Source organism: Streptomonospora nanhaiensis (genome assembly GCF_013410565.1).
Lineage (GTDB): Bacteria > Actinomycetota > Actinomycetes > Streptosporangiales > Streptosporangiaceae > Streptomonospora > Streptomonospora nanhaiensis.
In genome coordinates this window covers 2,409,409-2,434,892 of sequence record NZ_JACCFO010000001.1, presented here as the reverse complement: position 1 = coordinate 2,434,892, position 25,484 = coordinate 2,409,409, and the positions used below count along the sequence as shown (strand labels likewise).

The following is a 25,484-nucleotide window of genomic DNA, read 5'->3' as shown; positions in this document are numbered from 1 at the left end:
GCTGGCACTCCCCGCCCGGCGGGGCTATGCCCTACCCCGCCTTATCCGGCGGTGGCCGCAGTGCTGGTGAGACAGCCGACCGCCGTTGGGAGAGCGCCCGCGACGGCGCCCTCCTCCCTCAACCCTCGTCCCGACCAGGGAGTGCCGGGGGGAGGGGAGTCGGGTACTGGGTGGTGCCGGAAGTGCCGGTGCACGTAGGGCCGGATCCGGGAGGCCCTTCGGACCCGTCGAACGGGTCTTTTATGCGGGAGCGGCGGGAGCGTCGCATTGGCGCTCAAAGGATTTCCGCAGTACCCGCATACCTCCTCAGTGTTGTTGGGCCTGGTGCAAAGCCGACATTCCCACCCTTCTGTCTTTTCCATTCGCGCCTCCGGGGTTCGGATGGTGCTGCTCGGTTCGTGCTTCCAGCATGCCCGCTCCCAGGCTGACCTGCCACTATGGATACATAGTTCTTCCCTTATTGAGAACACGGCGCGAGAGTGAGCCTTGGTGGCGCATAATCGCTCACATGGTGGAGCGTGTGAACGAAAAATGGAAGCGTTGGGGAACGGAGTTGCGTCAGACGCGGCGGCTGGCCGGGGAGACGATGGACTCCCTCGGTCGAAAGGCGTGCATAAGCCGCCAGATGATCGGCAAGTACGAGGCGGGCACACGATGGCCACCACGTGACAAGGTGGAAGCCCTCGATGACGCGCTTACGACCGGGGGCGCGCTTCGGCAACTGTGGGAGGAGTTGGTCCAAGACGCCCATGTGCCAGGAGAGTTCAAGAACGCTCTGAAGATGGAGCGGCGGGCGCGAGAGATTCGCGAGTACCACTCGATACTGGTCCCCGGCCTGCTTCAGACCGCAGACTACGCGCGGAGCCTCATCAGTGCTCGCAAGGTGCGCAGCACGGCGGAAGAGGTCGAATACATGGTGCAGACGCGAGTCGAGCGAATGGCGCACCTGGCGGATACGCGACCTTTGCTGTGCTTTGTTGTCGAAGAGGTGGCGATTTCGCGCGTGGTCGGGAACGTGCAGATCATGCATGAGCAGCGGCAGCGTCTGATCGATCTGGCGGAGGGTGGAAACATCCGGTTGTACCTGATGTCGGATGTGCCCCGGCATCCCGGCCTGTGTAGTGCCTTCCGTCTGATGAACCTGGACGACTCCCGAGTCGTCGCGTTCATCGACGATCCGTTGGGAGGCCGTAGCATCACCAAACCGCAGGAGACCGCCGAACTCAGTACGATCTTCGGGCTGGTCCAAGGCGAGGCGCTGTCCCCGGCTGAATCTCTCAAGCGGATCAAGGAGATAGACAATGTGCAGAGAGTGGCACAAGAGTAGCTATAGCGACGGCAGTGGCGGTGAGTGCGTCGAGGTCTCCGAGGGCGAGCAGACGTTGGTCCGCGATACCCAGCACCGGGACCTCGGGTGCCTTGGGTTCTCCGGGGATGAGTGGAGTGCCTTCCTGGCGGGGGTCAAGGCAGACGAGCTGTAGTAGGTGAGGGCGATGCGAGGCTGGCACAAGAGCAGCTACAGCGGGCCGAAGGGCGCCAACTGCGTCGAGGTGTCCGAAGGCAAGCAGACGCTGGTCCGCGACACCCAGCACCGGGACCTCGGGTGCCTTGGGTTCTCCGAGGATGAGTGGAGTGCCTTCCTGGCGGGGGTCAAGGCGGGCGAGTTGTAGTCCGGTGTGACCCGACTCGGCCTGTGGATACTTCACTCGCGACCTCCCGCATGCGGCAGGATGGAGGCATGCAGCCTTCGGACTACTCCATGCAGGGCGCGGTCGACCTCGGTGCTCGCAAGGCGGCCTTGGAACGCGAGGCCAAGCGGCAGGCCGAGGCGTCGTCCGGTCACGCCAACCCCTACGCCATCGACATCAGCGAGGAGAACTTCCAGCAGGAGGTCCTCGAACGCTCGATGAGCGCCCCCGTCATCCTCGCGGTCCTCCAGACCCGCTCCGAGCAGTCGAACCAGGTCGAGAAGGCCCTCGACAGGCTCGCGGTCGAGGCGGGCGGCCAGTGGGCCGTCGCCAAGGTCGACGTCCAGGCCAGCCCGCAGATCGCCCAGGCGCTGCGCGTGCCCGGCGTGCCCATGGTGGCCATGGTCATCGGCGGGCAGGTCGTGCCCGGCCCCGTCGGCCCCGCCAACTACGACCAGCTCCGCGACTGGCTCGGCCAGGTCTTCGACGGCCTGCGCCAGCAGGGCATCCTCCCCCAGGAGTACGCGGGCCTGGGCCCCCAGGGCGAGGCGGGCGAGGAGCAGGCGGCCGGACCGGCGGGCGGGGGCGACCCCGCCGACGTCGAGGCGCAGGAGGCGCTGCAGCGCGGCGACTTCGCCGCCGCTGAGGCCGTCTACGCCAAGGCCGTCGAGGCCGACCCCAAGAACGACGAGGCCAAGTCCAAGCTGGCGCAGGTCCGCCTGCTCACCCGGGTGCACGCCCTCGACGCCAACGCCGCGCGCAAGGCCGCCGCCGACGACCCCCAGGACGTCGAGGCCCAGATCAACGTCGCCGACATCGACATGTACGGCGGCAAGATCGAGGACGCCTTCGACCGGCTGATCGCCACGGTCAAGCGCACCAGCGAGGACGACCGCGACCGCGCCCGCAAGCACCTGCTGTCGCTGTTCGAGATCCTGCCGCCCGGCGACCCCCGCGTGGGCAAGGCGCGGCGCGCCCTCACCTCGGCGCTGTTCTAGCCGCCGACCGCACCGGCCACCGCGCCGCGGCCGGCACCCGGGCGCTCGCCCGGGCGGCCCGGATCCGTCGACGCTGCTGGTCCGCCCCGCCCCGCCGCCGCGCGGGGCGGGGCGGACGCCCCGGGCCGCCGCGCGCGTGCGCCGGTCATCAAACCGGCACATATGGGGCGGCGGGCGGCTAGGTCCGCCCCGTTGCGGGTACCACCCTGGCACGGAAGAGCACAGCCGACACCGGGCGGTGGCTGCGATGACCCACGTGGTGACGATTTCCGCGACCTTCGGGGCGGGCGGCAGCGTGGTCGGCCCCTCCCTCGCCGAGCGGCTGGGGGTGCCGTTCGTGGACCGCGCCATCCCCACGGCCGTGGCCCGCGAGATCGGCTGCTCCCTCCAAGAGGTCCTGGAGCACGACGACCGCGCCCCCACCGGCTTCCAGCGGCTGCTGGCGAGCGCCGCCCGGCTGCCCGCCATCACCCCCGGCAGCGTGGACATGACCTACATCCCCGCCGCCGACGGCGAAGGGCGCCTGCTGTTCGACCACGAGTTCGTGGACCGCACCGAGCAGGTGATCCGCAAGGTCGCCGAGTCCGGCGGGGTGATCCTGGGCCGCGCGGGCGCCGCGGTCCTGGCCGACACCCCGCGCGCCGTGCACGTGCGGCTGGACGGCCCGCCCGAGCGGCGGCTGCGCCAGGCAACCGTGCTGCGCGAGTCCACCGGCCGCGAACCGGCGCACGGCCAGGGCGGCGACGGCGACGACCGCGAGGCCGGCCACGCCCAACTGTGGAGCCCGCCCACCATGCGCGACCTGCGCGACAACGACCGCGCCCGCGCCGCCTACGTGCGCCGCTTCTACCAGCGCGACCCCGCCTCGGCCGCGCTCTACCACCTGGTGCTGGACTCCACCGTGATCGACCTGGCCACGTGCGCCGACATCATCGAGCGCGTGGTCCGCGAGCGCGCCGCCCAGGAGTAGCCGCCGCGGGCGGGCGGCCCCGGCCGCAAAGCCCGGCCGCCGTCCTCTCCGCCCTGCCACCGCCGCCCCACCGCATCCGCCGCCGCCGAACCGGACGGGAGGCGACACGGCGCGGAACAATCCGGAATACCGTGTGCGATGTCCGCTTTCTCACGATGAGGCCGCACGGAACGAGCGGTGGTGATGGCACTATGAGAGATGCGGCTTGACGCGGCCGTCCGGCCGGCCGGTGCCCGGCCTCTGCCCCGCGCCGCCGCGGCAGCGACCGCCCCGCGCCCCGGCGCCCGGCCGAGTTCCCCCCGCCGCCAAGGCACCCGGCACGCCAAGGCACGTCGCGACCTGTGCCAGATCCGTGAATCAGAGGAGCTTACGTGGCCACCCTTCCCAGCGTTTCCTACTCCATAACGGTTCGTCTGGAACTCGACGGACACGGCAGCGCGGTGGGCAGCCTCACCAACGCCGTCGAGCACGTGGGTGGCGTCATCACGGCCCTCGACGTCGCCTCGGCGGGCCACGAGCGCATCCGCATCGACGTCACCTGCGCCGCCCGCGACACCGACCACGCGCAGGCCATCGTCGACGCGCTCGGCGCCATCGAGGGCGTCACCGTGCACAAGGTCAGCGACCGCACCTTCCTGATGCACCTCGGCGGCAAGATCGAGATGAAGTCCAAGGTGCCGCTGCGCAACCGCGACGAGCTGTCCATGGCCTACACGCCCGGCGTCGCCCGGGTCTCCCAGGCCATCGCCGCCAACCCCGACGACGCCCGCCGCCTCACCATCAAGCGCAACAGCGTCGCCGTGGTCACCGACGGCTCGGCCGTGCTGGGCCTGGGCAACATCGGCCCCCAGGCCGCCATGCCGGTCATGGAGGGCAAGGCCGCGCTGTTCAAACGCTTCGCCGACATCGACGCCTGGCCCATCGCCCTGGACACCCAGGACGTGGACGAGATCGTGCGCACCGTGCAGATTCTCGCCCCCGGGTTCGGCGGCATCAACCTGGAGGACATCTCCGCGCCGCGCTGCTTCGAGGTCGAGGCGCGGCTGCGCGACCTGCTGGACATCCCCGTCTTCCACGACGACCAGCACGGCACCGCCATCGTGGTCCTGGCGGCGCTGCGCAACGCGCTGCGCGTGGTCGGCAAGAACCTCAGCGAGGTCCGCATCGCCATGTCGGGCGCCGGCGCGGCCGGCACCGCCATCCTCAAGCTGCTCATGCACGCCGGGGCCAAGGACGTCATCGTCTGCGACATCCACGGCGCGGTCCACTCCGGGCGCGACGACCTCGACCCCAACCTCGCCTGGATCGCCGAGAACACCAACCCCGAGGGCTACTCCGGCGACCTGCGGGGCGCGGTCAACGGCGCCGACGTGTTCATCGGCGTCTCGGCGCCCAACGTGCTCACCGGCGACGACATCGCCGAGATGAACGACGACTCCATCATCTTCGCGCTGGCCAACCCCGACCCCGAGGTCGACCCCGAGGTCGCCCACCTGCACGCCGCCGTCGTCGCCACCGGCCGCAGCGACTACCCCAACCAGATCAACAACGTGCTGGTCTTCCCCGGCGTGTTCCGCGGCCTGCTCGACGCCCAGAGCGACCACGTCGACTCCGACATGATGGTGGCCGCCGCCAAGGCGCTCGCCGACGTGGTCACCGACGACGAGCTCGGCCCGCACTACATCATCCCCAGCGTGTTCCAGCCCGACCTGTCCGGGCACGTGGCCGCCGCCGTGCGCGAGGCCGCCCTGCGCGAGCAGGAGCGCCGCAACGAGCGGCGCGGCCGGGCCGACGCCGCGGCGCGCGCCGACCGGGGTGACGCGGGCATCCGCTGAGGCCGCCCCGGGCGGGCCGCCCCGGCGCCCGCCCGGCCCTCCACAGCCGGTGCCGCGCCGTTGGCGTCCACGCCGCGATCGGGGTAAAGGTGGAGCATGAGCGAGCCGACCCTCACGGGGAGCCTGCTGGTGGCCACGCCCCGGCTGGAGGATCCCAACTTCCGGCGGGCCGTGGTGTTCGTCGTCGACGACGACCCCGACGAGGGCACCCTCGGCGTCATCGTCAACCGGCCCTCCGACCTCCCCGTCGGTGAGGTGCTGGGCGACTGGAGCGGGTTCGCCAGCGACCCCGCCGTGATGTTCTCCGGCGGGCCCGTGGGCACCGGCGCCGGGCTGGCGCTGGGCCTGGCGGGCGGCGGCCACGCGCCGCTGGGCTGGCGCCCGCTTGAGGGCCGCACCCACGAGGGCTCCCGGGTCGACGGCCTGGGCGTGGTCGACCTCGACACCCCGCCCGAGATCCTGGGTGGCGCGCTGGGCCGCTTCCGCGTCTTCGCCGGCTACTCGGGCTGGGGCACCGGCCAGCTCGCCGGCGAGATCGCCGAGGGCGCCTGGTACGTCCTGCCCGCCGTCGCCGACGACGTGTTCTCCGCCGACCCCGACTCCCTGTGGCCGCGGGTGCTGCGCCGCCAGGGCGGCGATCTCGCCTTGGTCTCGACCTTTCCCGACGACCCGAGCCTGAACTGAGCGGGGGCCGCTGCCGATACCGTGGAGGAAGCGCGACACGGAAGCGGCGACGGCGCCTGCGCAAGGCCCCCGCCCGCCCACGCCGGCCGCGCGGCGAGGCAGGAGCGGTGCCGCGAGGGAGGCACCGCGTGTGAGCACCGAGGAGGTGAGGGCACGATGGCGATGGACACGGCCATGGACGTTGTGAGCAAGGTCAAGCCGGACAGCGAGACCCGGCCGGACATCTCGCACGACGACGGCGACCGCGAGCGGTTCGCGCACTACGTGCAGAAGGACAAGATCACCGAGAGCGCGGTCACGGGCAACCCGGTGATCGCGCTGTGCGGCAAGGTCTGGGTCCCCAACCGCGACCCCAAGAAGTTCCCGGTCTGCCCGGAGTGCAAGAAGATCTACGAAGAGATGATGCAGTAGCGGGCTGCGCGGCGGCCCGGGCGCGGCCCGCACCCGGGCACCCGCACGACCGCCGCCGCGTAGCGCCGCGCGGACGCCCTCGCCGGCCCTGCCCCCGTCCCCGGCCCGGCGGCCGAACCAGGCCGCCCGCGATCCGCCGATGACCGCTGTCCCGCCCCCGCGGGCGCGGTAGGCTCCTCACTGGACAGATCGCCGCATTCGGCCCAATGGAGCCGAACGCGCGGACTCCCCACCACCCGCACCGCCATGCCCAGGCCCCGGGCCACGCGCCCCGCTCTCAGCGCCCGGGCGCGCACGGGGCGGCACGTCGACGGCAGGTCACATGGTCTACACAGGCGAACGCCATTCGCACCGAGGGGCGCGCCGCCGCGGCTCCCGCGGCCGCAGGAGGCACCCCCACGCTCCGCGCGCGCGCTCGGGCGGCGACATCGCGCGCGGGATCGTCCGCGGTATCGGCGAGCTGCTGTTCACCGCCGGGCTGCTCATGCTGTTCTTCGCCGCCTACGAGGTCTACGGCAAGCAGTTCGAGACCGACCGCGAGCAGGACCAGCTCGCCCAGGGCCTGGAAGACCAGTGGGAGCAGCAGGAGGCCCGCGGCCCCGACTCCGAGCCGCTGCCCGGCTCGGCCAACAGCCGCCTCTACATCCCCGAACTGGACCTGCAGTGGGTGGTCGTCAACGGGGTCAGCCAGGAGGACATCCGCTACAGCCCCGGCCACTACGGCGACGACGCGGTCAGCGGCGGCGACGCCACGGCCGCCGGCCAGCGCGGCAACTACGCGGTGGCGGGCCACCGCACGCCCGGCATCTTCTGGGATCTGGACCTGCTGGAGAACGGCGACGAGATCGTCGTGGAGGACGCCGACAACTTCTACACCTACGAGGTGATCGAGGAGCGCACGGTCACCCCCGACCAGGTGGAGGTGGTCGACCCCGACCCCTTCGACCCGGAGAACAACGAGGACCCGCAGCGGTCCCTGCTGACGCTGACGACGTGCGCGCCCCGGCTCAACAACACCCACCGGCTGATCATCCACGCCGAACTGACCGACACCCGGCCCAAGGACGAGGGCATGCCCGAGAACATCGCCGACATGGCCCCCGAGACCCAGGCCGCGGCGGGGGAGTGATGCGCTGATGTACGGCCTGATCTGGCGCGTGCTGCCCGGCCCCTGGCCGGTGAAGCTGCTGCTGGCCCTCGTGCTGGTGGCGGGCATCGCCGCCGGCCTGTGGTTCTACGTCTTCCCGGCGATCGACCCCTACATGCCGTTCAACGACGGCGCGGTGGAGGTGGAGGGCGGCTGACGCCCCTCCGGTCGGCGCCCTGCGGCGGGAACCGCCGCAGGGCGCCGAACCTTCACCGAACGGTTACCTTCCGCCCGTCCCGTGTTGGCTAGGCTCCCGCCATGAGTCTTCCGATGCTGGCCTTGGCGAGCGTGGGCGGTGCCTTCGCGATCATGTTCGCGGTCTGGGCCGTCCAGGCCATCGCCTACAACGTCCGGGACGCCGTGCAGCGTCGGCGACAGGCCGTGGAGGATACCCGGCGCGCCAGCCAGCAGACGGCCGCAACCGTCGAACGTATTGAGGCCGGCTTGGCCGAGCAGAAGGCGGCGGCCCAGCAGGCCGAACGCGCGGAGCGCGCGGCACGGGTGCGCGCGACCTTGCGCAGGGAGCTGAACCGGGGGGCGCGCATGAGCAGGAGCACGGTGGGCGCCGCCCGGCGGCGCCGGCGCGCCGCGCAGCCCGCACGCCCCGACGCCCGCCCCACCCCCACCCGCCGGGGCGCCGCCGGACGAGGACGGTAGAGGCGGAACCGGCCGACACGGTGTACGCACCGGTCGGCCTCGGCGCTCGCCCGTGGCCGATGTCCCCGTGTGTGAGCGGGTTTCGGTCAACGCCCGCTTTCGCTAACGTTCCCCCGTGAATAGCGTCCTGAACTACTTCATGAACAGTGGTGACCTGAACCCCGCCGCGTGCGCATCGCCAGGCATATGGCAGATGTGGGCGGGCAGGCGGCAAAGCGCGTGAGCCAAGCGCTGGAAGCCGAGACGCGGTCGCCGACCTTCTCACCGCAGGAGGCGGCACAGGTACGAGGTGCCGACCCCGCCTTGGACCGCACCGTGGAGCGGATGGCGGCCACGCAAGAGCGGTTGCAGAGCAACGACCGCGTTCCCGAGGCCATCGTCGCGGCCCACGGGCAGCAGTTGGCCCTCGCCCAGGAGAACCAGGCGGCCCGGCGGGTCTCCGGCGCGGACGCCCCTCGCGGCCTCCGGCCGGGGCAGGGTGATGCGGCTCGCCGCCTCGACTTCCCGCGCGGTGCTCTCTCCCGGGCGGTCGGATCGGCCGGGCGAGTCAGCCCCGCCTCAGACGCCGCCCGGCGCGCGCAGGAGGGCGAGTCCAGGCAGCGCAACCTCGGGGAGGCCGCGGCCGCCCGGCGCGCGTGGGAAGGCGAGGCCGCGAAGCGCAGGCGGGCCGCCGGCCTGTGAAACCGCCACGACACCACCGGCCCTGCCCCCGCCGCCTTCCGCGCTCCGGCCCCGCGCGGAAGTGACCAACGCGCCCGCCGTTCCCCGCCGCTCCGGCCCGCTCGGGCGGATACCCTCATCCGAGTGAGTACCAGGGGAACCGCAGCATGACGCTTGTTGACACCACGACCGACGAACGCCTCGCCGGCCTGCGGCAATGGCAGCGCGAAGCGTTCGAGGAGTACTTCCGGCGCGAGCCGCGCGACTTCCTCGCGGTGGCCACGCCCGGGGCCGGCAAGACGACGTTCGCGCTCACCCTCGCCAGCGAGTTGCTGGCCCGCCACGTGGTGCGCGCCATCACGATCGTCTGCCCCACCGAGCACCTGAAGAAGCAGTGGGCCGAGGCCGCCGCCTACTTCGGCATCGCCATCGACCCCGACTTCAAGAACGGCCAGGGGGCGCTGGGCAAGCAGTACATCGGGGCCGCCGTCACCTACGCGCAGGTGGCCGCCCACCCCGCGCTGCACCGCAACCGCACCGAGGCCCGCCGCACGCTCGTCATCTTCGACGAGGTCCACCACGCCGGCGACGCGCTGAGCTGGGGCGACGCCGTGCGCGAGTCCTTCGACCCGGCGGCCCGGCGGCTGTCCCTCACCGGCACGCCCTTTCGCTCCGACGTCAACCCCATCCCCTTCGTGGACTACGTCCAGGACCACAACGGCGTGCGCCGGTGCTCGTGGGACTACAGCTACGGCTACGCCCCCGCGCTGGCCGACGGCGTCGTGCGCCCGGTCATCTTCATGGCCTACTCCGGTGAGATGCGCTGGCGCACCCGCGCCGGCGACGAACTGGCCGCGCGCCTGGGCGAGCCGCTGACCCAGGACGCCCTCGCGCAGGCGTGGCGCGCCGCGCTCGACCCCAAGGGCGACTGGATCAAGCGGGTGCTGGCGGCGGCCGACCGCCGCCTCACCGAGGTCCGCAACAGCTTCCCCGACGCCGGGGGCCTGGTGATCGCCACCGACCACGAGAACGCCCGCGCCTACGCCCGCATCCTGCGCCAGATCACCGGGCGCGGCGCCACGGTGGTGCTCTCCGACGACCCCACGGCGAGCAAGAAGATCAAGCAGTTCGCCGAGTCCGACGAGCGGTGGATGGTCGCGGTGCGCATGGTGTCGGAGGGCGTCGACGTCCCCCGGCTGATGGTCGGGGTCTACGCCACCTCCACCAGCACGCCGCTGTTCTTCGCCCAGGCCGTGGGCCGGTTCGTGCGGGTGCGGCGGCGCGGCGAGGTCGCCTCGGTGTTCCTGCCCTCGGTGCCCAGCCTGCTGGAGTACGCCGGGGAGATGGAGCGCGAGCGCGACCACGCGCTGGACCGGCCGATCCGCGAGGGCGACTTCGACCCCGAGCAGGACCTGCTCGACGAGGCGCGCAAGAAGCGCGACACGCCCGACGCCGGCGAGGAGCTGCCGTTCGAGACCATGGAGGCGTCGGCCGAGTTCGACCGCGTCCTCTACGACGGCGCCGAGTTCGGCGGCGGCGCCCCCGGCTCGCCCGAGGAGGAGGACTTCCTGGGGCTGCCGGGCCTGCTGGAGCCCGACCAGGTCGCCCAGCTGCTGCGCAAGCGCAAGGGCGAGCGGCGGGCCAACGAGCGCAAGGCGCCCAAGGACGCCTACGAGCCCCCGGCCCACGAGGTGCTGGCCGAGCTGCGCAAGGAGCTGAACACCCTGGTGGGGGCCTGGCACCACCGCACCGGGCAGCCGCACGGGGTGATCCACACCGAGCTGCGGCGGGTGTGCGGCGGTCCGGCGATCGCGCAGGCCAGCGCCGACCAGATCCGCGCCCGTATCGCCAAGATCCGCACCTGGGCCACGGGCGGCCGATAGCCCGGCACAGGAGACACAGCCGGGACCGGCGTACACCGGACAGCACAGCGGGGGTCGGGCGCGCCGAGGGGCGCCCGCCCCCGCCGCCGTGTCCCCGGCGCGGGCGGGCCCTCCGCCCGGTCCGGTTTCGGGCGGATGCCCCCAAACCGCCGCGCAATGACCGCCCATGGCCGGGCAAACACTTCGCAACGCGGGTGCGCCGGGACAGGCGTGCGGTAACCACACAACTACCGTCCGTGTAATGAATCAAGGTGGAAAGGCCCCGAGGGGCACGAAGATTCGCAAACCGGTCAGGACTGTCACGGCGTGGGGCGGCCTGCTGGTCGGCGCGGCGGCCCTCGCCGGGGTCGTCGCCACCTCCGCGGCCCAGGCCCAGACCGGGGACCACCCCGCACCGCCCGACTGCCCGCCGGAGGGCGCCGCCGCCCGCGCCGCCGAGGCGCGCCGCGACGACCCCGGCATGCTCAGCGCCGAGCAGGCCGCCGACTACGACCAGCGGCTGCGCGAGGAGCTGCGCCGCCAGCAGGCGCCCGCCGAATCGGCCGCCGGGGGGACCGTGCCCCTCGTCGTGCACGTCGTCCACGCCGAGGACGGCACCGGAAACGTCGGCGACGGCACGGTCGAGCGGCAGGTCAACGTGCTGAACAAGGCGTTCTCCGGCGGGTTCGCCGGAGCCGACACCGGCTTCTCCTTCGATCTGCGCGACATCACCCGCACCGCCGACGACGCCTGGTTCGCAGACTTCACCTCCCACGCCGAGGAGGCCAAGGAGCGGCTGCGCCGCGGCGGCCCCGAGACGCTCAACCTCTACCTGGTCAACATGGGCGAGGGCGTGCTCGGCCAGGCGACGTTCCCGCAGGAGTACGAGAGCGCCCCCGCCAACGACGGCGTGGTGGTGGACTACCGCACCGTGCCGGGCGGCAGCCGGCAGAACTACAACCTCGGCTACACGGCCGTCCACGAGACCGGGCACTGGCTCGGCCTGTTCCACACCTTCCAGAACGGCTGCGAGCGGCCGGGCGACTACGTGGACGACACGCCCTACCAGCGGGAGCAGTCCAGCGGCTGCCCCGAGGACAGCGACACCTGCCCCCAGCGGGGCGCCGACCCCGTCCACAACTTCATGGACTACAGCGACGACCCGTGCCTGAACAACTTCACCCGGGGCCAGGCGCGGCGGATGGCCGAGCACTGGGAGGCCTTCCGCTCGGGCGGCCGCACGCAGGCCCGGCCGGCGCCGCCCGAGGGTCCGGGCGCGCAGGTCGAGCCCCGGACACCCGACGGGGCGCCCGCCCCGGCGCCCGCGCCGCCGGCCGGATAGCCGCACCGGCGGCGGGCCCGGCGAGGGGCACGGCGGCGCGCGGGCGGGGCCGAGCACCCGAACCCCTCGGGGGAGGGCGCTCAACCCCGCCCGCGCGCCGTCTCCGGGGGGCGAAGGGGCGCCCTTCGCCCCAGCCCGCGGGCTGGGCGCCCGGGGCGGGCGCGGCCCCCGGCCCTCGCCGGGTTCGGCGGCCGCCTCGGCCCGTACGGCCCCCCACCCCGTCAACCCCACCCGGTCAACCCCGACCGACCCCGCCGGACGCGGCGGACCGGTCGATCCGCCGCGCACCGCCGCCACCGCCGGCCCGCCCCCCGCACGGCAGCCGACGGCGACGGCCGCCGAACCCGGGCGCGGCCCGCCCGCGTCACACCGGGAGAGGCCCTCGCGCGGCAACGGCGGAACGGGTGCCGGGCCGGCCGCGTCGGAACGGTAGTGGCTTACCGTCCGTCCGGCCGGTGCCGCTCAGGACGACGCCGCCCGACGGTCCCCGCAGGGGACGGCGGACGCGCGTGTGCGCTGGGCCGGTTCCGGCGGCCGTGCGAGTGGCCTGTGCCCGGTATGGAATGGATTCAGCCATGGCAGTCCCCCCAGTGCCCCCGACACCCCCCGAACCCCCGGAAGAACCCGCCCCCCGCCACCAGGCCCCCGTGCCGTCCGGCCCCGCCGCGCCCCCGCCCGGCGCGCCGGACCGCCTACCGGTCGGGTTCAGCCCCCTGCGCCCCGACGACCCCGCCACCGTCGGGCCCTTCGCCCTGGTCGGCCGCGTCGGCGAGGGCGGCATGGGCGTGGTCTACGGCGCCCTGGACTCCGCCGGGCGGCGGACCGCCGTCAAGGTGATCAAGCCCGCCCACGCCCGCAGCCCCGAGTACCGCGCCCAGTTCGCCCGCGAGGCCGACCTCCTCAGCCGGGTGAGCGCCGAGTGCGCGCCCGCCTTCCTCGGCGCCGAGACCACGGTGCCCCGGCCCTGGCTGGCCACCGAGTTCGTCCAGGGCGGCTCGCTCAGCGACCACGTCGACGCCGAGGGCCCCCTCAGCGGGCCGGCCCTGGCCGCGTTCGCCGCCGGCACCGCCGAGGCGCTGGCGGCCGTCCACGCGGCCGGGATCGTGCACCGCGACGTCAAACCGGCCAACGTCGTGCTGTCCCCGCAGGGCCCGCGCCTGCTCGACTTCGGCATCGCCCGCGCGCTGGACGACCCCCGACCCGAGGAGGCCGTCTACGGCACCCCCGGCTGGGTGGCGCCCGAGCGGCTGGCGGGCCGGCCCGCCACCCCGGCCGCCGACATGTTCGCCTGGGGCGCGCTGGTGGCCTGCGCGGCCACCGGCCGGCGCCCTTTCGGCGGCGGCGACCCCGACACCCGCAACCGGCGCGTGCGCTCCGGGCAGGCCGACCTCGACGGCGTGCCCGAGGACCTGCTGCCGCTGGTGCGCCGCGCGCTGTCCGCCGACCCCGCCGAGCGGCCCACCGCCGCCGAGGCGCTGGCCGCCGCGCTGGAGATCGCGGGCGCGCCGAGCGAGGCGGCCGGCACCGAACCGCGCCGCCGCCTGCGGTCGCTGCTCACCGCCTCCTGGCAGGGGTTCGGCGCCACCGGGCGCGGCGCCGGGCCCTGGGTCGCGGCGGCCTCGCTGCTGGCCGTCTCCTCGGCCACCGCAACGGGCGGGATCGCCGGCGGCGCGGCCCTGGGCGGCGCCGCCGGGGGAGCGGGCGCGGCGGGCGGCGGAGCGGGCGCGGCCGGAGCCGCCGGAGCCGGGACGATCCTGGGCATGAGCAAGGGCATGGCGCTGACCGCCGCCCTGGTGACCGCCACCGCCGCCGTCGGCGGGGGAGTGGCCGCCGGGAGGTTCCTCGGCGACGGCACCCCCGCGCCGAGCGCCCAAGCGAGCCCCAGCCCCTCGGACTCCGGCGAGCCCTTCCCCCAGCGCGCGGCCTACCGGTCGGTCGAGTTCGTCTTCCCCGAGGACTGGACCGTGGAGCGCATCGAGGACGACTTCCAGACCCCCGGCAGCCCCACACCGGAGTTCGAGGAGTGGATCGCGGTCTTCCCCGGCGGCGGCTCCTGCGACGCCGACCTGACGTGGACCTACCCCAGCGCCGAGGGCTGCGAGCACGTCAAGATCCTCGGCCCGCTCGGTATCGCCCGCGGCGGCCCCGGCTGGGGGCCCGTCGACCAGAACACCTTCTACGTGCCCAGCGGCGACGTCGGCCCCTGCCCCGAAGGCGTGGAGCGGCTGCCCTACGACCGCGAGGCCGACGTCGATCCGCCCGAGGCCGAACTGGCGCCCATCGGCGCCCTCGACGCCTACCACAACGAGTTCCTCGTGCCCTGCCTGGCCACCCCCGGCTTCGACTTCGCCGCCTACCGCCAGCGCACCTGGCTGCTGCCGGAGTCGGAGATCCTGGTGGTGGACAACATCGGCGTTGCCGAACTGCCCGACGTCCTGGCCGCGGCCGAGACCGGGAACTAGGACGCGGCGGCCGGTCCGCGCGGCCCCGCGCCGCCGGTCCGGCCGCCTTCCGGCGCCCCGATAAACTCGGCCGCATGGCAGCGACCAAGACCTACCTCACGGGGATCCAGACCTCCGGCATGCCCCACCTCGGCAACTACATCGGCGCGATCCAGCCCGCGCTCGCCGCCGCGGACTCCAACGAGACGCTGTACTTCCTCGCCGACTACCACTCGCTGAACACGGTCAAGGACCCGGCGAAGCTGCGCGAGGACATCCGGTCGGTCGCCGCCACCTGGCTCGCCTGCGGGCTCGACCCGCAGCGCACCGTGCTCTACCGCCAGTCCAGCATCCCCGAGGTCTTCGAGCTGGCCACCATCCTCGCGAGCGTCACCGCCAAGGGCATGATGAACCGGGCGCACGCCTACAAGGCCGCGCGCGACCGCAACGAGGCCGCCGGCAGCACCGAACTGGACGCCGGCGTCAACATGGGGCTGTTCAACTACCCCATCCTCATGGCGGCCGACATCCTGGTGATGGAGGCCGACGTCGTGCCGGTGGGCCGCGACCAGGTCCAGCACATCGAGTACACCGCCGACATCGCCGGGGCGTTCAACCACCTCTACGGCGACACCTACAGCTTCCCGATCCCCGAGGGCTCCTACCCCGAGGGCCAGGGCAGCGTGCTGCCGGGCGTCGACGGCCGCAAGATGAGCAAGTCCTACGACAACCACATCCCGCTGTTCATGCCGGAGAACAAGCTGAAGAAGCTCATCCGGCGCATCCCCACCGACTCCACCCCGGTCGAGGACCCCAAGGACCCCGACACCTCGGTGCCCTTCCAGCTCCTCACCCACTTCGCCGAGCCCGAGCGCACCGACGCCGTGCGCAAGCGCCTGGAGGCCGGCGGCATGGGCTGGGGCGAGCTGAAGAACGAGCTGTTCGAGGTGCTCAACGCCCGCTTCGGCGGCATGCGCGCGCGCTACGACGACCTGATGGCGCCCGGCAGCGAGCTGGACGACGTGCTGGCGGCCGGCGCCGTGCGCGCCCGCGAGCGCGCCCGCGCCACCCTGGCCAAGGTGCGCCGCGCCGTCGGGATCGACTAGGGCGCAGGGCTTGCCCCAGCGCCCGCCGGCCCGCGCACGCGCGGCCGCGCCGGTGCGTGCGGCCGGGCCGCCGCGGGATTAGCATGGCCGAGCCGCGGCGGTTTCGGGCCCGGCCCAAACCCCGGCGGCACACCGGACGAATCCCGTCCGGCACCGCGTACCCGTCGCCATACCTCGCCACACGTCTTTCAGGGATACGGCATGACCACTCGACCGCGGCCGCAGGACGTCCCCGCCCCCCGCAGCGGCCCCGCGCCGCTGCGCGCGGTCGGCGCCGCCCTGCGCGGCCTGTCCCCGCACGCGTTCTTCATCGAGCGCGAGGTCGCCGGACTCGCCGAGGTCGTCCGGCCCGGCGCCGTCTGCCTGGACGTCGGCGCCGAGTACGGCCTCTACACCTTCACCCTCGCCGACCTGGCGGGCCCCGCCGGCGCGGTCTACGCCGTGGAGCCGCTGCCCGGCCCGGCGCGCTTCCTGACCACGGCCGCCAGCGCCCTGGGCGCCGACAACGTGCGCGTCCTGCGCCGCGCGCTGGCCCGCGAGGAGGGCACCGGCACGCTCAGCCTGCCGCTGCGCCGGGGCCTGCCCGTGCACGGCCGCGCCTACCTCACCACCGGCGCCGCCTCGCCCGGCCCCAACACCGAGTTCTCCGCCGCGCGCACCGTGACCGCGCCCGTCAGCACCCTCGACTCCCTCGCCGCCGAACTCGGCTTCGACCGCCTCGACTTCGTCAAGGCCGACGTGGAGGGCGCCGAACTCGCCGTCATCGACGGCGGCGCCGCGACCCTGGAGCGCCACCGCCCCGCCCTGCTGCTGGAGATCGAGGACCGCCACCTCGCCAAGTACGGCGCCCGCGCCGCCGACGTCGCCGACCGGCTGGCCGCGATGGGCTACCGGATGCGCGTGTGGGTGGCCCGCGCCTGGCGCGACGCCGACCGGGTGCGCGAGGGGCACCGCAACTACCTGTTCACCGCCGAGGGAGCCGACCGCCGCGCCTGAGCCGCACGGGCGCGCCCGCCCGCCCGGCCCGGCGGATCCGCCCGCCCCGGCCCTCCCGCCGCTCCCGGCGCCTCGCGCGCCCCGTCGGCCGCGCCGCGCCGGGCCAGCCGCTCGGCGCGCAGCACCATCTCCAGCTCGAACCGGTGGTCGGGGTCGCGCAGCCGGTCGCCGAACAGCCCCTCCACCTGCCGCAGCCGGTAGCGCACCGTCTGCGGGTGGACGTGCAGCCGCGCCGCCACCTCGTTGGCGTTGAACCCCGACTGCAGCCAGGCCAGCAGCGTGTCGGTGAGACGCTCGCGGCGGTCCGGCCGCAGGCCCCGCAGCGGCGCCAGCCGCGTCTCGGCCATCGCCGCCATCAGCTCGGGATCGCGCAGCAGCAGCACCGCCGCCAGGTGGTCGCGCCAGCGCACCACCCCCTCGCCGGGCACCACCCCCGCCGTCACCAGCGCCAGCGCCTCGCGCGCCCGCTCCAGCGACACCCGCGCCCGGGTCACCGCCACCGGCGGTCCGGCCGCCGCGTCCCAGTCGCGCAGGCCCAGGCCCAGCGTGCGCAGCCGCCCCGGACCCTCGGGGTCGGGCACCACCAGCACGGGGTCGGCCCGGTTGAGGTCGGCCAGCACGTCGGGCGGCAGCACGGGCGTCCGGGCGCTGTCGGGGTCGCGGGCGTGCAGCGCCACCACCGCCACCTCGGCGGGCAGCCGCCAGTGCGCCGCCCGCGCCAGCTCGGCCACCGCCTCGGGCGTGGGCGGGTCCTCGGCCAGCAGCAGGTTGACCAGGCGGCCCCGGCGCCGGCGCAGCTCGCCGGCCGCCTGCGCGCGGGCGCCGGCGTAGCCCTCCATCGCCGCGGCGGCGATCTCCTCCAGGAACAGGAACGCCGCCTCGGCCATCGGCCCGATGTAGCGGCGGGGGAACGCCGCCGGCTGGTCCATCTGGAGTTCGGTGATGCGCCGCCAGGCGATCACGGCGGTGGTGCGCATGGCGGTCTGCAGGCTGTCGAGGCTGCGCCCCTCGTGGGCCTCGCCCGCCCCCAGCGCGCGGAACCGCTCGCGCAGCTCGTCGCCGGGCGGGTCGGGCGCGCCGATGCGGTCCAGGAACGCGCCCAGCGCGTCGCGCACCGACACCCGCATGGCCTTCAGGTACACCTGGTCGCTGGGCCGGTCGTACTCGGCGATGCGCGCCTGGATGGCGGCCACGATCTGCTCGATGGTGTCGTCGAAGTAGGGGCGCAGCCGGTCGGCGATCTCGGGCGGGATCCCGGCGAGCGGGTTGGCCGTCCCGCCGGGCTCGACGGCACCCGGCGGCACGGGGCATGCGGAGTCCACACGAACCTCCAGACACCCCCGTCGCGGTCCTCCACCCAACGCTAGCCGCGGCGCCCGCGCGCGCCAGTGCCTTTGGCCACAAAGCCGCCGGCGCGGTGCTGTCACCGGGATGACAACACCGCGCCGCAACGGGCGGCCGCGCCGCCGACCCCGCCGGGCTAGGCCACGACGGGTTCGCCCTCCAGGACGACGCCGCGCTCGGCCAGGCCGGCCAGGGCGGCGTCGATGGTGGCGCGCGACACCCCCGCGGTGAGGCCGAGGAGCACGCGGGTGGCGAACCCGGCCTCGTCGGCGTCGACGGCGGTGGCGCGCACGCAGTGGTCGGTGGCGATACCCACCACGTCGACCTCGGTCACGCCGCGCTCGCGCAGCCAGTCCGCCAGCGGGCGGCCGTCGTCGTCGGCGCCCTCGAACCCGCTGTAGGCGGCGGAGTAGGCGCCCTTGCTGAACACGTTCTCGACCGCGCCGGTGTCGAAAGCCGGGTGGAACTGCGCCCCGGTGGTGCCCGCCACGCAGTGCGGCGGCCAGCTGTCGACGAAGTCGGGGGTGTCGGAGAAGTGCGAACCCGGGTCGATGTGGTGGTCCCGGGTGGCGACGATGTGGGCGTAGTCGCCCCGGTGGTCGGCGATGTGGCGCGAGACCGCCGCCGCCACGGCGGCGCCGCCCGACACCGCCAGGCTCCCGCCCTCGCAGAAGTCGTTCTGCACGTCGACCACGATCAAGGCCCTCATTGGCTCATTCCTTCCACTGTTCCACGGCCCGTGGAACCCGCCCGGCCGGTGCCGGGCGGACCCTCCCGGGGGTCTACCTGCCCCCTCGCGGCCCGGCTCAGACCTGGACGGGCTGGCCGAAGCGGGTGGGGATCACCGGCTCGCCGCGGGTCATGCGCCGCGCGGTCTCCGGCAGCTCGGCCACCGAGCGGGCGTGCCGCTCGCGCGCCTCGTCCAGCGGCTCGCGGCCCACCACCTCGCCGCCCGCGACCAGGTGCCGCAGCAGCGGGCGCACGCGCTCGCCGGGGGCGGGGTCGTCGCCGCGCTCCAGCACCAGTTCGGCCACCGCGGTGCCCGCGGCGTCCAGCTGCCGGAAGCCCCACTTGCGCCCGCCGCGGCTGGGCTTGCCCACCGACCGCTTGGCCACCGGCAGCAGCGGCCCGCCGGCGTCCTCGCCGGAGCGGGCCACGAGCTTGTAGACCAGCGACGCGGTGGGCGCGCCCGAACCGGTGACCAGCGCGGTGCCCACCCCGTAGCCGTCCACGGGGGCGATGGCCAGCGCCTGGATGGCGTGCTCGTCGAGGTCGCCGGTGACCACGATGCGCGCGGCCGAGGCGCCCAGGCCGTCGAGCTGGCGGCGCACCCGCGCGGCGATGTCGCCGAGGTCGCCGGAGTCGATCCGCACCCCGCCCAGCTCGGGCCCGGCCAGCTCCACGGCGGTGCGCACCGCCTCGTCCACGTCGTAGGTGTCCACCAGCAGCGTGGTGCCGGCGCCCAGCGCCGCCAGCTGCGCCTCGAACGCCGCCCGCTCGGAGTCGTGGACCAGCACGAAGGCGTGCGCGCTGGTACCCGCGGTGGGCACGCCGTAGCGCCGCCCGGCCTCCAGATTGGAGGTGGAGGCGAAGCCGGTGATGTAGGCGGCGCGGGCGGCGGCCACGGCCGACATCTCGTGGGTGCGCCGCGAGCCCATCTCGATGATGGGCCGCCCGCCCGCGGCCAGCGTCATGCGCGAGGCGGCCGAGGCGATGGCGCTGTCGTGGTTGTAGATCGACAGGGCGACCGTCTCCAGCAGCACCGACTCCGCGAACGTCCCCTCCACCACGAGGATCGGCGAGCCGGGGAAGTAGGCCTCGCCCTCGCCGTAGCCCCACACGTCGCCGGTGAACCGGTAGTCGGCCAGCCAGGAGAGGGTGGCGTCGTCCAGCCCGCCGGAGTCCGCCAGGTAGTCCAGGGCGCCGGTGTCGAAGCGGAAGCGCTCCAGCGCGTCGAGGAAGCGGCCGGTACCGGCCACCACGCCGTAGCCGCGGTTCTCCGGCAGCCGCCGGGCGAACATCTCGAACACCGCGCGGCGGTGGGCGGCACCGCTGCGCAGCGCGCCCTGCAGCATGGTCAGCTCGTATCGGTCGGTGAGCAGCGCGCTGCTGGGTTCATCGGTCATAGCGTGCAAGCCTAGTTTGTGTCTGTCGGTATCAAAATGGGGCGTCCGCTATGACACTGCCCACGAGAACACCCCCGCAACGGTGGGACAATGGAAGCCGCGGAGGGGCCGCGCCCGAGGGAAACCCGGAGCGCCCCCCGCGCGTTGGTCCGGGCGGACGCCCGCGCGGGCGGGTGCCCACCCCCGCCGCGCCGCGCCCCGGCCGGCGGACAACCCGAATTCAGGCCGCCACACACGCGGACGGAGGCAGGTGAGCCACCCTTGACAACGGCACCGGTCGAGCTGGAGCGGCCGGAGACCGAGGAGCACGTGCGGCCCGACCTCCCATGGGTCACGATCGTCTGGAACGATCCGATCAACCTGATGTCGTACGTCACCTACGTCTTCCAGGCCGTTTTCGGCTACTCCAAACGCAAGGCGCACGCGCTCATGCTCGACGTGCACCACAAGGGGCGCGCGGTGGTGTCGTCCGGCACCCGCGAGGAGATGGAGCGCGACGTGTCGATCCTGCACGAGTACGGCCTGTGGGCCACGCTCCAGCAGGACACCTGAGCCGGCGGCGCACCGGCGCGCCACCGGCCGGCGGGGCGCCGCGGACGCGGCGCCCCGCCCGGGCCCCGGCCGCGCCCCGCGCGGGCGCCCCACACCCAGCAGGCAACCCCACAGCAGGCGAAACGGCGGATCTCGCAGATGACCAAAGGCTTCCGTCCCGTGCGCGGCGGCGTGACCATCGACCTCGACGCCGACGAGGTCGAGGTGCTGCGGTCCATGGCCGCGCTCGTGCTCGACCTGGTCGAGCCGCCGCCCGAGCGCGACGAGTTCGAGAGCATCGTGGGGATCGGCACCAGCTCCACCCGGCCCGACGACCCCGTGCTGGCGCGCCTGTTCCCCGACGCCTACAGCGACGACGCCGAGTCCGCCGGCGACTTCCGCCGCTACACCGAGGACGGCCTGCGCCGCCACAAGCGCGAGAACGCCCAGGCCGTCGCCGCGGCGCTGCCCCCGCGGGGCGGCGGCCGCATCACCCTGGACCTCGGCGACGCCCACGCCTGGCTCAAGGCCCTCAACGACGTCCGCCTGGTGCTGGGCACCCGCCTGGGCGTCGAGGAGGAGACCTTCGAGGCCTACCTGCGCGGCGAGTACACCGTGCCCGAGTCCGAGGCCGTGGCCATGCACGTCTACGACTGGCTGGGCGGCCTGCAGGAGACCCTGGTGCAGGCCCTGTTCGGCGCGGGGTCCAAGGGCCGCCGCTGAGGCGCCCGCCGGCCGGCCCGCGCCGGGCAAGCCATACCCAGCGAGTGGGTATGGATAGCGCCTCGGCTAGGCTGAGCCCCATGCTGAGGATCAACCGCGCGCTCTATGCGCGGATCGTCGCCCACGCGCGCCGCGACCACCCCGACGAGGCGTGCGGGGTCGTGGCCGGCCCGATCGGCTCCGACCGCCCCGAGCGGTTCATCGAGATGGTCAACGCCGAGCGCTCCCCGACCTTCTACCGGTTCGACTCCCACGAACAGCTCAAGGTCTGGCGCGAGATGGACGACCGCGACGAGGAGCCGGTGGTGATCTACCACTCGCACACCGCCACCGAGGCCTACCCCTCGCGCACCGACATCTCCTACGCCTCGGAGCCCAACGCCCACTACGTCCTGGTGTCCACCCGCGACCCCGAAACCGTGGAGTTCCGCTCCTACCGGATCCTCGAGGGCCAGGTCACCGAGGAGCCCGTCGAGATCGTCGACGCCGACTGACCGCGCCCCCGCCGCGCCCCCGGCCCCCCGCGCGGCGGAATCAGCGGCGCGCCGCGCCTGTTGCACTGCACGGCGGGGCCAGGCGCGACCCGAGCGCGCTTGGGCCCGGTGCGGCGCGGCCCCGGGGCGAATCCCCGGCACCCCCGCGCGCCCGCGACCCAGCAAGACGCACACGCCCACACGCTTACGAAAGAGACGCACATGGCCATCGAGGTCCGCATCCCCACCATCCTGCGCAACCTGACCGGCGACGCCAAGGCCGTCGAGGGCGAGGGCGCCACCCTCAGCGAGCTGATCACCGACCTCGACAAGCGCCACCCGGGCCTGCAGGACCGCCTGGTCGAGGACGGCAAGCTGCGCCGGTTCATCAACGTCTACCTCAACGACGAGGACGTCCGCTTCCTCGGCGGCCTGGAGACCCCCGTATCCGACGGCGACACCGTCACCATCCTGCCCGCCGTCGCGGGCGGCATGCGCTAGCGCCATGCGATTCGACTCCCTGCTGGACTCCCTCGGCCGCACCCCGCTGGTGGGGCTGCCGCGCCTGTCCCCGTCGCCGGAGGTCCGGCTGTGGGCCAAGCTGGAGGACCGCAACCCCACCGGCTCGGTCAAGGACCGCGTGGCCTTCTACATGGTCGAGCAGGCCGAGAAGGACGGCCTGCTCTCGCCGGGGTGCACCATCCTGGAGCCCACCTCCGGCAACACCGGCATCTCCCTGGCCATGGTCGCCAAGACCCGCGGCTACCGCATGGTGTGCGTGATGCCCGAGAACACCTCGGCCGAGCGCAAGCAGCTGCTGGAGATGTGGGGCGCCGAGATCCACTTCTCGCCGGCCGAGGGCGGCTCCAACGAAGCCGTGCGGGTGGCCAAGCGCATGGCCGCCGAGCACCCCGACTGGGTGATGCTCTACCAGTACGGCAACCCGGCCAACGCCCGCGCCCACTACGAGACCACCGGGCCCGAGCTGCTGGCCGACCTGCCCGACATCACCCACTTCGTGGCCGGGCTGGGCACCACCGGCACGCTGATGGGCGTGGGCCGCTACCTGCGCGAGCAGCGGCCCGACGTCAAGATCGTCGCGGCCGAGCCCCGCTACGGCGAACTCGTCTACGGCCTGCGCAACCTCGACGAGGGGTTCGTGCCCGAGCTGTACGACGAGTCGGTGCTGACCACCCGGTTCTCCGTGCCCGCCGACGCCGCGCTGCGCCGCACCCGCGAGCTGCTGCGCAGCGAGGGCGTTTTCGCCGGGATCTCCACCGGCGGCGCGCTGCACGCCGCGCTGGGCATGGCCGACAAGGCGGTGCGGGCCGGCGAGCGCGCCGACATCGCGTTCGTGATCGCCGACGCCGGGTGGAAGTACCTGTCCACCGGCGCCTACGAGGGCACCCTCGAAGAGGCCGAGCAGCGCCTCGACGGCCAGCTCTGGGCGTAGCCGGCCCCGGGCGGCCCCGGGGCGGCCCGGGGCCCACCGGCGGTCCGCCCGCCGGGTCGGCGGGCGGACCGCCGACCCGGCGGCGCGACAAGGCGGGGGCCGCCGCACCCGACTGGAATCCCGTTCGGTTCAATGGTCCCCATGACGCGATTCGACACCGCGACCGCGGTCACCCCGACCGCCGAAGGACGCTACGCCGCCGACCTCGACCCCGGCTACCTCATCGGCAAGGCCATGAACGGCGGCTACCTCATGGCGGTCATGCAGCGCGCCGCGCTCGCCGCCTCGCCCCACCCCCACGCGGTGTCGTCCTCCTTCCACTTCCTGCGCCCCGCCGGCCCCGGCCCCGCCGAGGTCGAGGCCACCGTCCTCAAGAGCGGGCGCACCGTCACGACCGTGCGGCTCGACCTGCGCCAGGGCGACACGCTCGCGGTCACCGGCACCATCGCCACCGGCACCATGGACGGCGCGGCCCAGCCCGAGTACACGGTCGCCCCGCCCGCGGTGCCGCCCATCGGCGAGTGCCGCCGCTACGACCCCCGGATCGCCGCCCGGGCCGCGTCCTCCGGCGAGCCCACCGAGGAGCAGTACGCCCAGGCCACCAAGGACGTCGCCGACTTCACCGGCCGGGTCGCCCAGTACTACTCCGAGGACACCTGGCGGCGCTTCCGCGGCGCCGACCCCGAGCCCGTCCCCGAACTGCTGGGCCACGTCCACCTCGCCGAGGAGGACGGCGACCCCGTACCCGCCGACACCGCCCTGTTCCTGCCCCTGGCCGTGGACGCCCTGCCGCCGGTGGTCACCGTCTTCGGCACCTGGCGCTGGGCGCCCACCGTCGAGCTGACCTGGCACATGCGCGCGGTGCCCGAGCCCGGGCCGCTGGTGTTCCGCTCACGCGCCGACGTGGTGAGCGACGGCTGGTTCGACGAGACCGTCGACCTGTGGGACGTCAAGGGGCGCCTCGTGGCGCAGAGCCGGCAGCTCGCGCGCGGCGGCCGGTAACCCCCGCCGCCGGGGGACCGGAACCCCCTGCCCGTAATCCGCCGGTACGCACCGGCGGGCTATGCTTCGTTGCCAAATGTGAACAGGTCACATGTGACTCACGACGCGGGAGACGCGAGTCACATTCGGTACCACCTGGCGGGTCATTGGGGTAGACCCGTAACACGGAGCACACGCGCTGGCCCACCGCCGGATACATCGGAGTCACGCGCGCGTCTCCCCGGAGGCACCCCAGCGAGAAGGCAAAGCGACGTGCGACTCACCATCATCGGCTCCTCGGGCAGCTTTCCCGGCCCGGCCAGCCCCGCCTCCTGCTACCTGGTGGAGGCTGACGGGTTCCGGCTGCTGCTCGACCTGGGCAACGGCGCGCTCGGCATCCTGCAGCGCCACGTCGACATCTACGGCATCGACGCCGTCTACCTCAGCCACCTGCACCCGGACCACTGCTCCGACCTGTGCTCCTACTGGGTGGCACGAACCTACTCCGAAGGCGGGCCCAAACCCCGCATCCCCGTCTACGGCCCGCCCGGTGTCGCCCAGCGGATGGCCGACGCCTACGGGCTCGACCCCGACCCCGGCATGACCGAGACCTTCGACTTCCACGAACTGGCTCCCGGCAGCCTCGCCATCGGCCCGTTCACCGCGCACCTGAACCGCGTCAACCACCCGGTCGACGCTTTCGGCATCCGCCTGGAGCACCAGGGCACCAGCCTCACCTACAGCGGCGACACCGGCGCCTGCGACGAACTCGTCGGCCTGGCCGCCGGCACGGACCTCTTCCTGTGCGAGGCGTCCTTCCACGACAACCGCGACAACCCCAAGGACATGCACCTCACCGGCAGCGAGGCCGGCGACCACGCCCGCCGCGCCGCCGCGCGCCGCCTCGTGCTCACCCACCTCGTGCCCTGGAACGACGTCGAGACCACCCTGGCCGAGGCCCGCAGCACCTTCCACGGCCCCATCGACATCGCCCGCTCCGGCGCCGTGTTCGAGGTCGGCGGCGCCGCCCTCGAAACCGTCTAGCGCGGGCGCCCC

At 73.9% G+C, this 25,484-nt stretch carries 27 protein-coding genes; 24 read left to right on the top strand and 3 right to left on the bottom strand.

Annotation, left to right across the window (positions count from 1 at the left end; genetic code table 11):
• Positions 1 to 508 precede the first annotated feature (508 nt).
• From HNR12_RS10440 to HNR12_RS10360, 17 genes are all read left to right on the top strand, one after another.
• The gene (locus HNR12_RS10440; RefSeq protein WP_179767301.1) at positions 509 to 1,327 is read left to right on the top strand and encodes a helix-turn-helix domain-containing protein; all 819 of its coding nucleotides are present in this window, start codon (positions 509 to 511) and stop codon (positions 1,325 to 1,327) included.
• On the top strand, positions 1,302 to 1,481 hold the full coding sequence (locus HNR12_RS10435; protein WP_179767300.1) for a DUF397 domain-containing protein: 180 nt from the start codon (positions 1,302 to 1,304) through the stop codon (positions 1,479 to 1,481). Before HNR12_RS10440 ends, HNR12_RS10435 begins: the two co-directional genes overlap by 26 nt.
• A 12-nt stretch (positions 1,482 to 1,493) precedes the next feature.
• The gene (locus HNR12_RS10430) at positions 1,494 to 1,670 is read left to right on the top strand and encodes a DUF397 domain-containing protein (RefSeq protein ID WP_179770532.1); all 177 of its coding nucleotides are present in this window, start codon (positions 1,494 to 1,496) and stop codon (positions 1,668 to 1,670) included.
• A gap of 68 nt (positions 1,671 to 1,738) precedes the next feature.
• Positions 1,739 to 2,686, top strand: coding sequence for a tetratricopeptide repeat protein (locus HNR12_RS10425; RefSeq protein WP_179767299.1), 948 nt, complete (start codon positions 1,739 to 1,741; stop codon positions 2,684 to 2,686).
• A gap of 247 nt (positions 2,687 to 2,933) precedes the next feature.
• Entirely contained in the window at positions 2,934 to 3,656 is a 723-nt protein-coding gene (locus HNR12_RS10420) for a cytidylate kinase-like family protein (RefSeq protein ID WP_179767298.1), read from the top strand.
• 371 nt (positions 3,657 to 4,027) lie between these two features.
• The gene (locus tag HNR12_RS10415) at positions 4,028 to 5,491 is read left to right on the top strand and encodes an NAD-dependent malic enzyme (RefSeq protein ID WP_308118591.1); all 1,464 of its coding nucleotides are present in this window, start codon (positions 4,028 to 4,030) and stop codon (positions 5,489 to 5,491) included.
• A gap of 96 nt (positions 5,492 to 5,587) precedes the next feature.
• A complete protein-coding gene (locus HNR12_RS10410) occupies positions 5,588 to 6,175 on the top strand; it encodes a YqgE/AlgH family protein (RefSeq protein ID WP_179767297.1) in 588 nt (195 codons plus the stop codon).
• 174 nt (positions 6,176 to 6,349) lie between these two features.
• On the top strand, positions 6,350 to 6,586 hold the full coding sequence (locus HNR12_RS10405; protein ID WP_179770531.1) for a DUF3039 domain-containing protein: 237 nt from the start codon (positions 6,350 to 6,352) through the stop codon (positions 6,584 to 6,586).
• Between the two features lie 322 nt (positions 6,587 to 6,908).
• Positions 6,909 to 7,715: a class E sortase gene (locus HNR12_RS10400; protein WP_179767296.1), complete on the top strand. Its 807-nt coding sequence runs from the start codon at positions 6,909 to 6,911 to the stop codon at positions 7,713 to 7,715.
• A 7-nt stretch (positions 7,716 to 7,722) separates the two neighbouring features.
• Complete coding sequence (locus HNR12_RS10395) at positions 7,723 to 7,890, top strand: hypothetical protein (protein ID WP_179767295.1); 168 nt, start codon at positions 7,723 to 7,725, stop codon at positions 7,888 to 7,890.
• A 101-nt stretch (positions 7,891 to 7,991) separates the two neighbouring features.
• Positions 7,992 to 8,390 carry a hypothetical protein gene (locus HNR12_RS10390; protein WP_179767294.1) on the top strand — a complete coding sequence of 133 codons (399 nt, stop codon included), beginning with the start codon at positions 7,992 to 7,994 and terminating at the stop codon, positions 8,388 to 8,390.
• Positions 8,391 to 8,558: 168 nt separating this feature from the next.
• Positions 8,559 to 9,071: a hypothetical protein gene (locus tag HNR12_RS10385; protein WP_179767293.1), complete on the top strand. Its 513-nt coding sequence runs from the start codon at positions 8,559 to 8,561 to the stop codon at positions 9,069 to 9,071.
• Positions 9,072 to 9,217: 146 nt separating this feature from the next.
• A complete protein-coding gene (locus tag HNR12_RS10380; protein WP_179767292.1) occupies positions 9,218 to 10,933 on the top strand; it encodes a DEAD/DEAH box helicase in 1,716 nt (571 codons plus the stop codon).
• Positions 10,934 to 11,174: 241 nt separating this feature from the next.
• Positions 11,175 to 12,254: a zinc metalloprotease gene (locus tag HNR12_RS10375; protein ID WP_179767291.1), complete on the top strand. Its 1,080-nt coding sequence runs from the start codon at positions 11,175 to 11,177 to the stop codon at positions 12,252 to 12,254.
• A gap of 575 nt (positions 12,255 to 12,829) precedes the next feature.
• The gene (locus HNR12_RS10370) at positions 12,830 to 14,716 is read left to right on the top strand and encodes a serine/threonine-protein kinase (RefSeq protein ID WP_179767290.1); all 1,887 of its coding nucleotides are present in this window, start codon (positions 12,830 to 12,832) and stop codon (positions 14,714 to 14,716) included.
• Positions 14,717 to 14,790: 74 nt separating this feature from the next.
• Positions 14,791 to 15,801, top strand: coding sequence for a tryptophan--tRNA ligase (locus HNR12_RS10365; protein ID WP_179767289.1), 1,011 nt, complete (start codon positions 14,791 to 14,793; stop codon positions 15,799 to 15,801).
• A gap of 201 nt (positions 15,802 to 16,002) precedes the next feature.
• On the top strand, positions 16,003 to 16,797 hold the full coding sequence (locus HNR12_RS10360) for an FkbM family methyltransferase (protein WP_179767288.1): 795 nt from the start codon (positions 16,003 to 16,005) through the stop codon (positions 16,795 to 16,797).
• Here HNR12_RS10360 and HNR12_RS29510 read toward each other — a convergent pair.
• From HNR12_RS29510 to HNR12_RS10345, 3 genes are all read right to left on the bottom strand, one after another.
• Positions 16,758 to 18,119: a PucR family transcriptional regulator gene (locus tag HNR12_RS29510; RefSeq protein ID WP_308251391.1), complete on the bottom strand. Its 1,362-nt coding sequence runs from the start codon at positions 18,117 to 18,119 to the stop codon at positions 16,758 to 16,760. The genes HNR12_RS10360 and HNR12_RS29510 overlap by 40 nt on opposite strands.
• Before the next feature lie 158 nt (positions 18,120 to 18,277).
• Positions 18,278 to 18,850, bottom strand: a complete 573-nt coding sequence (locus HNR12_RS10350) for an isochorismatase family protein (protein WP_179767287.1) — start codon at positions 18,848 to 18,850, stop codon at positions 18,278 to 18,280.
• A 97-nt stretch (positions 18,851 to 18,947) separates the two neighbouring features.
• Complete coding sequence (locus tag HNR12_RS10345) at positions 18,948 to 20,267, bottom strand: nicotinate phosphoribosyltransferase (protein ID WP_179767286.1); 1,320 nt, start codon at positions 20,265 to 20,267, stop codon at positions 18,948 to 18,950.
• A gap of 261 nt (positions 20,268 to 20,528) precedes the next feature.
• Here HNR12_RS10345 and clpS point away from each other — a divergent pair, with 261 nt between their 5' ends.
• From clpS to HNR12_RS10310, 7 genes are all read left to right on the top strand, one after another.
• Positions 20,529 to 20,819 carry an ATP-dependent Clp protease adapter ClpS gene (clpS, locus tag HNR12_RS28390; protein ID WP_246425051.1) on the top strand — a complete coding sequence of 97 codons (291 nt, stop codon included), beginning with the start codon at positions 20,529 to 20,531 and terminating at the stop codon, positions 20,817 to 20,819.
• 138 nt (positions 20,820 to 20,957) lie between these two features.
• Complete coding sequence (locus tag HNR12_RS10335) at positions 20,958 to 21,521, top strand: DUF2017 domain-containing protein (RefSeq protein WP_179767284.1); 564 nt, start codon at positions 20,958 to 20,960, stop codon at positions 21,519 to 21,521.
• 80 nt (positions 21,522 to 21,601) lie between these two features.
• A complete protein-coding gene (locus tag HNR12_RS10330) occupies positions 21,602 to 22,015 on the top strand; it encodes a Mov34/MPN/PAD-1 family protein (protein ID WP_179767283.1) in 414 nt (137 codons plus the stop codon).
• Positions 22,016 to 22,216: 201 nt separating this feature from the next.
• Positions 22,217 to 22,495, top strand: a complete 279-nt coding sequence (locus HNR12_RS10325) for a MoaD/ThiS family protein (RefSeq protein ID WP_179767282.1) — start codon at positions 22,217 to 22,219, stop codon at positions 22,493 to 22,495.
• Between the two features lie 4 nt (positions 22,496 to 22,499).
• The gene (locus tag HNR12_RS10320) at positions 22,500 to 23,447 is read left to right on the top strand and encodes a PLP-dependent cysteine synthase family protein (protein WP_179767281.1); all 948 of its coding nucleotides are present in this window, start codon (positions 22,500 to 22,502) and stop codon (positions 23,445 to 23,447) included.
• Between the two features lie 141 nt (positions 23,448 to 23,588).
• On the top strand, positions 23,589 to 24,449 hold the full coding sequence (locus HNR12_RS10315; protein ID WP_246425050.1) for a thioesterase family protein: 861 nt from the start codon (positions 23,589 to 23,591) through the stop codon (positions 24,447 to 24,449).
• A 252-nt stretch (positions 24,450 to 24,701) separates the two neighbouring features.
• Positions 24,702 to 25,472 carry an MBL fold metallo-hydrolase gene (locus HNR12_RS10310; protein WP_179767279.1) on the top strand — a complete coding sequence of 257 codons (771 nt, stop codon included), beginning with the start codon at positions 24,702 to 24,704 and terminating at the stop codon, positions 25,470 to 25,472.
• Positions 25,473 to 25,484: the final 12 nt, after the last annotated feature.